The organism is Nitrosospira sp. NpAV (assembly GCF_000832065.1).
In the GTDB taxonomy this organism is placed as follows: Bacteria; Pseudomonadota; Gammaproteobacteria; order Burkholderiales; family Nitrosomonadaceae; genus Nitrosospira.
In genome coordinates this window covers 1-7,848 of record NZ_JXQM01000032.1, presented here as the reverse complement: position 1 = coordinate 7,848, position 7,848 = coordinate 1, and the positions used below count along the sequence as shown (strand labels likewise).

Here is a 7,848-nt window from a genome sequence, read left to right as displayed (position 1 = left end):
CGATGGCGCAACGCTACTTTTTGTTCTAAGCCATATGCTCACTTTAAACGCCAAGATAGCGCATGCGGACGTGGTTTCCGCGCAGCTCGTACTCCCTTACGAGCTGCGCGAGAACAGCCGCCTGCGCACCACGCTGGAGTCGGGAGAGGAAGTCGCTATTTTTACCGCGCGCGGGACCGTATTGCGCAACAACGATTTACTCCAAGGCGATGATGGTCGGGTGGTGCAAATCGTCGCCGCGGACGAGCCCACCTACCGAATTACCTGCCGTTCTCCGCACGACCTGTTGCGTTGCGCGTTCCACCTGGGCAATCGTCATACGCAGACGCAGGTGGGAGAAGGTTTTCTGCGCATCTGTCAGGACAGCGTACTGAAGGAAATGCTGGAGGGTTTGGGGGCGAGCGTAGTGGAAGAAAGCGCGCAGTTTGAACCGGAAGCGGGTGCCTACAGCGGCGGAGGCCATCATCACACTGATGAGGATCATCATGGGCATTCACATGGCCACTCACATGGTCACGGCCCATTGGCCCCCATTCCGGTGCATCAGAAGATTCATCGTGCAATCGACTCGAAGCGATAGCAGGAGATGACAATGCATAGCACCGCACTCCTTCGTTTGCTGCAGCTTGCAAGCCCGTCTCTGCCCATCGGCGCATATACCTATTCGCAGGGATTGGAAGCAGCCATCGAAGCGGGTATGGTCAAGGACGAGGGTTCAGCCCGTGCCTGGATCACCGAGTCGCTGGGCGTCGTCGCGGATTTTGAAGCGCCGGTATTGTGGCGGCTGTTGAAGGCTTTCTCGGCACGGGACGAGGCGGCGGTTACGCGGTGGACGGAATGCTTCGTTGCAGCCCGCGATACCGCCGAGTTCCGTGCCGAAACCATACAAATGGGATACTCGCTGGGAAAATTGGTGATCGAGTTGAAGATTGCAGATGACTCATTGCTGAATATACTGTCAAGTCAGCCTGAAATACCGCTGCCCACTGCATTTGCCTGTGCTGCGGAGGCACTGGCCGTGCCGCATGAGGCCGCGTTGCTTGCACTGTTATTCTCCATGATAGAGAACCAGGTACTGGCGTGCGTGAAATCCATTCCACTAGGGCAGGTTTCGGGCCAGCGATTGCTGCTTTCGCTGCACCCCGCGCTTGAAGCCGCAGCAAGCCATGCCCAGCGTCTTGAAGACGACGAATTATGCAACTGGGCGCCAGGATTGTCCTTGTTATCGATGCAGCATGAAGTGCAGTACAGCCGGATCTATCGGTCCTAAATCCGTTTTGTTTGAAACAAAATTATTGACTGGAAATAAAATGCAAAAATCATCTAATCCCTTGCGTGTTGGAATAGGCGGGCCGGTCGGCTCAGGAAAAACGGCGTTGTGCGAAGTGTTGAGCAAGAAGATGCGCGACCGCTATGAAATGGCAGTCATTACCAACGATATCTACACCAAGGAGGATATGGAAATCCTGCTGCGCGCCGAGGCGCTACCCGCCGAGCGCCTGATGGGTGTCGAAACCGGCGGTTGTCCGCATACCGCCATCAGAGAGGATGCATCGATAAACCTGGAAGCCATTGCGCGCATGACCGCGGATTTCCCCAACCTGGATCTCATTCTGGTCGAATCCGGCGGTGACAATCTTGCATCGACTTTCAGCCCCGAGCTTTCCGACCTTACCATCTATGTCATTGATGTTGCCGCGGGTGAAAAGATTCCGCGCAAGGGCGGGCCAGGCATCACGCGTTCCGCATTGCTGGTCATCAACAAGATCGATCTTGCGCCCTATGTGGGAGCAAACCTGGAAGTGATGGCGCGCGATGCGAAGAGGATGCGCGGCGAGCGTCCGTTTGTGTTTACCAATTTGCATACGGGTGAGGGGGTGGAGCAGATCATCGAATTCATCGTAAAACAGGGATTACTGGATGAAGTCAAAGCACAGCAGTCCCATAGTCGCGCAAGCGCCTAGGTGTTTCCTTGCGGAGGATTTGAGAAAGATCAGGTTTTCAGTCGAATTACCAGGATGACCGTACTTTCTGAATAGCCACGATACTAAAAATAGCTTTTTATCATAAAAACGCTGGAGGTAATTATAATGGAATGGTCATTAACGATAGACAAGGCGATGCCCCGCCCGTTGCGCGTGATTCTGAGAGGCGTGGGCCAGGTATTTTTCTGCTGCAATGCGGTGACCGGACTCATTTTCCTGGTGGCGCTTTTTATCGGCGGGGTAACCGCGGGCGCAGCGGCAACCGTGGGGGTGATAAGCAGTACCGTCGCAGCTTATTTCCTCGGTTTTTCCGAAGATGATATCGATGCAGGGCTGTATGGATTCAATGGTACGCTGGTCGGCCCCTGCCTGTTTCTGTTCCTGGAACATTCTCCACAACTCTGGTTATATGTGGTACTTGCCTCGGTCCTGTCGAGTGTCGTCCTAGCGGCGCTGATGAGGATTCTTGGGCCCTACAAGATTCCGGCCTCGACATCTCCCTTTGTGCTGACCTCCTGGATGTTCCTGGTCGCCGTCTATGCGTTCGACAGTTTCTCACGAGGTCCTGTCTTACCGCCTCCGGGCACGCCGGCCGTCGTAGCGGATGCCATGGCGATTCCGGCTGACATGTGGTTTACCGCCCTCACCAAAGGGGTTGCCGAGGTGATGTTCGCGGACAGCGTCATTGTCGGGATTCTATTTTTAACCGGTATTGCCATCGTCTCCTTGCGGGGCGCATTGATGGCGGTGGGGGGCACGATTATCGGCGTGGGGTTTCCGATTCTGCTGGGGGCGAACCAGGGGATGATCGAGATGGGGCTCTACTCATTCAACCCGGTTCTGACCATGATGGCGGTGGGATGGGTTTTTCTGAAACCCGATGGCAGAAGCGCGGTTCTGGCGGTCCTGGCGGGCTTTCTTACCGTGATTTGCCAGGCGGGGCTTGCGAGCTTCCTTGCGCCCATAGGTCTGCCCACACTTACTTTCCCGTTTGTTCTGGTGATGTGGATGTTCCTGTTTGCCGCAGAAAAGTCAAAATACTGGGCGGAGGCCAGCGCATAGCGAATGAGGCTTAGGTGGATCGAGCTGCCCATCAGGGACCGATCAAGCTAATAGATCGGTCTTCCCGATTTGAAGGCTATATACGCGTCTAACACTATAAGGATTTTTCCTTTCCGGTACAGATTTGCTCGAAACAAGAAGTTGTTTCCTAGCTATGAAATGAAGGAATTTCATGATCAATTCTGGCCTGCTTGTAGGCACCTTTCCACTCCGGTATCGGCAGGTCAACCAGATCCTCAAACGTCAACCGGTCCTGATGAGGTATGGGCATGATAATCAAGGTTTTTCTGGCTGATGACCATAGACTCTTCCGGGATGGGCTGAAACGGATTCTTGGCGAAACAGCCGATATCGTAGTCGCTGGCGAAGCGACCGATGGCCTCGACGCCCTGGAAAAAATGCGCCAGGGTGGATGGGATGTGGCATTGCTGGATGTCAACATGCCGGGCATGAATGGACTGGAAGTGCTGAAGCGGATAATGAGCGATAATGCCAAGCATCAAATACTGATGCTAAGCACGTATCATGAGGATGAATACGCCATCAGGACGATACGCGCCGGCGCATCCGCCTATCTTACCAAGAACAGCCCCACCGATCTGCTGATATCCGTAATCCGGCGCCTGGCGAAGGGAGGACGATACATAGACCCGGAACTGGCGGAGAAACTGTTGTTCGATCTCGGTCCAACTTCAGCGATTCTGCCCCATTCCACCCTTTCCGATCGGGAGTTTAACGTCCTCAAGCTTATTGCTGCCGGGGTATCCTTAACAGAAATCTCGCAGAAACTGGGATTAAGCTCGAAAACCGTGAGCACTTACCGCGCCCGCGTTCTGGAAAAAATGCATATGCAGAACAATGCTCAATTGGTCCGCTATGTAACCGAGCACGATTTGCTGGAGTAGGCCGGGCTATGCCAACCCATTTCCGGCAGGTCCATTTACCCGACGTCCAAACCAGTCCAGACCCTTAGTCGTCGCAGCCCACGCGCCTCGGCATGCCTCCCGAGCACTTGTGTCCCAAGCATTTTCTTTTTTAGTCTGGGCGGGCTACCGTGAGTACTACGGTACGGCCACACGCTCGTATTTATAATCATCAGTTCATCTCCCTATCCTATCGGGTCCGGTTGACATTGCATAGGAAGGCGACTCGAATACTGATGATTCCGGCATAAACGCGCACATCGGCAAGCCGGAGTTGGTCACGAAACCCCTTCGCATACCTTCACCGGCAGGCGCACCTTGACCACGGTTCCTTGTCGCGGCATACTGGAAATATCGATGCTGCCCCCCAGTACCGCTGCCCGTTCACGCATTCCAACCAGGCCGAATGATTTTTTCCTAGCGGCAGCTGTCGCATCAAACCCTTTACCGTTGTCGCGTACCTCAATCAAGAGGTCATCCGCGTCCTGCGACAAAATAATCTCGACACGGTTTGCCCCGGCATGACGGGTTACATTGGTCAGGGATTCCTGCACAATCCTGAATATCGCCACGGTCTGATCTTCATCCAGCTCAACGGGCTCCTCCATCAACCGCAGCACGCAGCTTACGCCGCTATGTTTCCTGAACTCATCGGTCAATTTCTTGAGGGCCGATATGATTCCCAACTCCAGCGAGGCCGGGCGTAGATGCTCAGCCACATTGCGCACGCTCTGATCCGCTTTATCCACCAGCTCCGACATGTTGCGCCTAATGATTTCCACTCTTTTTCTATTATCTTCCACACCCTTTAGCAGCGAGATTTCCAGGTGCAATGCCGCCAGGAGCTGGCCCAGCTCATCGTGAATCTCGCGGGCAATGTACTTACGGTCTTCTTCCCGCATCCGTTCCACGTGCGCCGCAAATTCCCGTATTGCGGCATCGCGCACCCGCAGTTCCCGCTCTACCAAGATGCGTGCCTCCGCCTGTTTGCGTTCCAGCCATTTTCCCAGATCATCCCCGATGGCATCGATCAGATTCTGCTCATCGGGCAGCAGGAAAGGCTGATCTTCGCGGTAAAATACGATTATCCAGCCGTAGGCCTTGCCGTATACCATGATCTGCTTTCGTAACCGGCGCGCATGATCCTTATCATACTGATGGGAGACAAACTGCTTGCCGTCGAGCTCTATTTTGATGCTGGAGATATGCGGAAACTGCATCGCCGCGATCAAGTGCACAAAAATGGTGCCGCAAACTTCCTCCAGCGACCCTGCTTCCATACCACGCCGGATTGAATAGAAACAATTGATCTCCTTCAATCGCTCGCGTAACGACCCTTCGGCCCGTTTGAGTTTGATGATTTCATGTTCAATGGCTTCCGCCATGGTATTGAAATCGGAACCGAGCTCGGCGATTTCGTTGTGTGTGGAAATGTCGCAGCGGGTAGAGTAGCTGCCCTGTGCGATGCTGCTCGCCTGGCGGCTGAGATAATCGAGCGGATGCAGGATATTGCGACGCATGTAGGCAGCGGCCACCGCCACGACGAGCAGTGCACTGCAAAGCACCCCCGGTATCAGCAGGATCTGCTGCTGGAACTTCGACTGTAAATTCCTCATGGTGGTTTGGGTGCGATGATCCAGCTCTCGCATGAATTGGCTGATGGGCGCCATGATCCTGGCTTTCTCGGCGGTATAGCGTTCGCCAAACAGCAAGTCGATGGCAAAATCGCGGTCAGGCGCGCGCGGCAGGGTTAAATTTCCATGCCCATCGTCGTACAAGCCCTTTATGGCAGCGAAGGCCTGTTTTTCCAGATTAACCAGATTGTCGGAATTCCTCTGCGATTGCCGCAGCAAATCAAGCTCCTGTTCGCTAAATCCTTCACGGCGCATCAAGTCCATCAAGGAGACGGCACTACCCTGCGTGGGTGACGGCTGCATGTTTACATCCCAGTAGCTGATCGGATAATCCGGGGGGCGGGGCAGTTTGCCATTACGGATGTCGAGGATCTCGAAAAAGAATTGTTCATAGATCGGGTCACCAGTGGTGACGTAGCTGCGAGCCATCTTGGTGAGATCCTCGGAGCTCTGGAACAGCTCATTTGCGAGCTGCAGGGATCTGTATTGCTGGCGTTCAGCGGCAGTGATCTCATCCAGCGTGTCCAGCACCTGGGAAGAAAGAAAGATCAGCAGGCTAAGTCCTAGCACCGTGACGATAAGGCAGAAATTGGTGAAAACGCCAATTCGCATGGTTTTCCCTCGTGTCTGGTTAAATCACCGCTACTTTGTACCTATGGTTTTCCAATCGGCAGTGGTTCAAGCACGCCGACGGTAAGCGCTCCTTATGACGGAGAACTCAAACCTGGCAGTTCTTTTCTCTTTATAAATCGAGCGGCAACGGCAGCTTCGTCGGAGATCAGGCCCCTTCATGGTCTTTGCCATTTTCTTGTCCCCTTCATCCCGCAATCCCGGTTTAGGAAGACTGTACCTGAGCGGACAAAGGGAAAATGAACAGACGTCAGCGTGCACATTTGTCAGAACAATCCGGACTTCCTGGGTTAGTTCCCGGTTTTCGACCAGATGCATGAAACTTTAGCATACGTAGTTGGCATGTCTGTCAACGAATGCCGAAACATGATGTAGGAAACATATGAACGTCATGTCAGGTAACCCCTACATCTTTTTTGCCGGCGTTTGATGAAAACATTGTGTATCCAGAAACCGGCGGAATATATGTCAATAGGATAGTGTATCTGCGGTCAGGCTATCCAAGGTAGATCGCGCAACAATCGTTCTAGCCGTTAGAAAAGTTTCGCATGGCGGCCGATCGTCGGCAGGAAGATATTGTTGGCCGATTGGCAGGTGTGGAGGCACTCTCCGTTGCGCAGATCCAGGTGCCATTATCAATGGAGATATGTCATATGCATTGTAATCCGGTGCCCCCGGAGTGTATGATGATTATAGGATGGATAGCGATTCACATATGACGTAGGTATTTATTGTGCATGCTCGGCAACGGACGGAATTTCCAATCTTTCGGCAATATAGGGTATGCAAAGATATCGCAAGAGCTATAACAACGCGCCGCTCATGTGGGGGAAACGAAAGATATCTGTAGGAAATATCGAGACAGGGTGTAGGAATGAAATGAACAGCCTGTAAGGAATTTCCTGCATCTTTTCCAATTAATCGATGATAGTCTTTTTCCAAGTCATCGAAGATCAGGTTGACTAAGAAGTCGAGCCATCAGTTGGAAGTGGTAGACGGACTCGATGCACTTAATGATATATAGGAGTTCATCGTCATGAAAAAGAAAGCAGGCAAATTTGTAGTAATTCTGTCAATGCTCGGTTTGCTGGCATCCTGTGCACAGATGGCGCCTTTCGAAGCGCGGAATGCCGATACACGCAGAGTTGCGGAGAATGCCAGGACCTATTCGGACCACGATACCGTGGCCAGGCAATATGAAGTTACAGCTAAGGCATTGCTGGCAGAGGTGGAAAAACAAAAGAAACTGCTGGAGCACTATGAAGATAAGAGCTATCTCTATGGCAAGCGGGCGCAGGATATACGGTCGCACACCTTGGCTTTATTGCGCAAATATGAGAAGGCTGCGGAGGAAACGGTAAAGCAGGCTGCTTTTCATCAGAAAATCTCATCGGAGCTTGCAGGAAACGATCATGCCAAACGGGTTAATTAACACAAAATGAATTTTCAGAGATGAAATATTTTGGAAAAGGAAAGTACAAAATGGCCGATTATAAATCCATTCCAGCTGAAAATTCCTTGCGAAAAAATGACATCTGGAAAAAGACGAATAATTTCTGTATCCAGATGGTGTTGCTGGGGCTATTGGCGATTGGTTTTCTGTCATTATCTTCG

Annotated in this window: 7 protein-coding genes; 6 read left to right on the top strand and 1 reads right to left on the bottom strand. The window is 52.5% G+C overall.

Annotated elements, in window-relative coordinates:
* Nucleotides 1-34: 34 nt before the first annotated feature.
* The 5 genes from ureE to SQ11_RS14650 all read left to right on the top strand — a co-directional run bounded on the left by ureE (nucleotide 35) and on the right by SQ11_RS14650 (nucleotide 3,952).
* Nucleotides 35-580: an urease accessory protein UreE gene (ureE, locus tag SQ11_RS14670; protein WP_041514941.1), complete on the top strand. Its 546-nt coding sequence runs from the start codon at nucleotides 35-37 to the stop codon at nucleotides 578-580.
* 12 nt (nucleotides 581-592) lie between these two features.
* Nucleotides 593-1,270, top strand: a complete 678-nt coding sequence (locus SQ11_RS14665) for an urease accessory protein UreF (protein WP_041514940.1) — start codon at nucleotides 593-595, stop codon at nucleotides 1,268-1,270.
* Nucleotides 1,271-1,310: 40 nt separating this feature from the next.
* A complete protein-coding gene (gene ureG, locus SQ11_RS14660; RefSeq protein ID WP_041514939.1) occupies nucleotides 1,311-1,964 on the top strand; it encodes an urease accessory protein UreG in 654 nt (217 codons plus the stop codon).
* Between the two features lie 126 nt (nucleotides 1,965-2,090).
* Nucleotides 2,091-3,047 (top strand): urea transporter, encoded by a 957-nt coding sequence (yut, locus tag SQ11_RS14655; protein ID WP_041514938.1) that lies wholly within the window; start codon nucleotides 2,091-2,093, stop codon nucleotides 3,045-3,047.
* Nucleotides 3,048-3,316: 269 nt separating this feature from the next.
* Nucleotides 3,317-3,952 (top strand): response regulator transcription factor, encoded by a 636-nt coding sequence (locus SQ11_RS14650; protein ID WP_084226903.1) that lies wholly within the window; start codon nucleotides 3,317-3,319, stop codon nucleotides 3,950-3,952.
* Nucleotides 3,953-4,248: 296 nt separating this feature from the next.
* Here SQ11_RS14650 and SQ11_RS16595 read toward each other — a convergent pair whose 3' ends face one another.
* A complete protein-coding gene (locus tag SQ11_RS16595) occupies nucleotides 4,249-6,216 on the bottom strand; it encodes an ATP-binding protein (RefSeq protein ID WP_052494292.1) in 1,968 nt (655 codons plus the stop codon).
* 1,054 nt (nucleotides 6,217-7,270) lie between these two features.
* On the opposite strand from SQ11_RS16595, the gene SQ11_RS14635 reads away from it, so the two are divergent.
* Nucleotides 7,271-7,666: a hypothetical protein gene (locus SQ11_RS14635; RefSeq protein ID WP_041514937.1), complete on the top strand. Its 396-nt coding sequence runs from the start codon at nucleotides 7,271-7,273 to the stop codon at nucleotides 7,664-7,666.
* Nucleotides 7,667-7,848: the final 182 nt, after the last annotated feature.

Excerpts from the sequence above, each read along its gene's own strand:
- SQ11_RS16595 (WP_052494292.1), bottom strand. The coding sequence starts at position 6,216 with ATGCGAATTGGCGTTTTCACCAATTTCTGCCTTATCGTCACGGTGCTA.
- SQ11_RS14650 (WP_084226903.1), top strand. The coding sequence starts at position 3,317 with ATGATAATCAAGGTTTTTCTGGCTGATGACCATAGACTCTTCCGGGAT.
- SQ11_RS14665 (WP_041514940.1), top strand. The coding sequence starts at position 593 with ATGCATAGCACCGCACTCCTTCGTTTGCTGCAGCTTGCAAGCCCGTCT.
- yut (WP_041514938.1), top strand. The coding sequence starts at position 2,091 with ATGGAATGGTCATTAACGATAGACAAGGCGATGCCCCGCCCGTTGCGC.
- ureG (WP_041514939.1), top strand. The coding sequence starts at position 1,311 with ATGCAAAAATCATCTAATCCCTTGCGTGTTGGAATAGGCGGGCCGGTC.
- SQ11_RS14635 (WP_041514937.1), top strand. The coding sequence starts at position 7,271 with ATGAAAAAGAAAGCAGGCAAATTTGTAGTAATTCTGTCAATGCTCGGT.
- ureE (WP_041514941.1), top strand. The coding sequence starts at position 35 with ATGCTCACTTTAAACGCCAAGATAGCGCATGCGGACGTGGTTTCCGCG.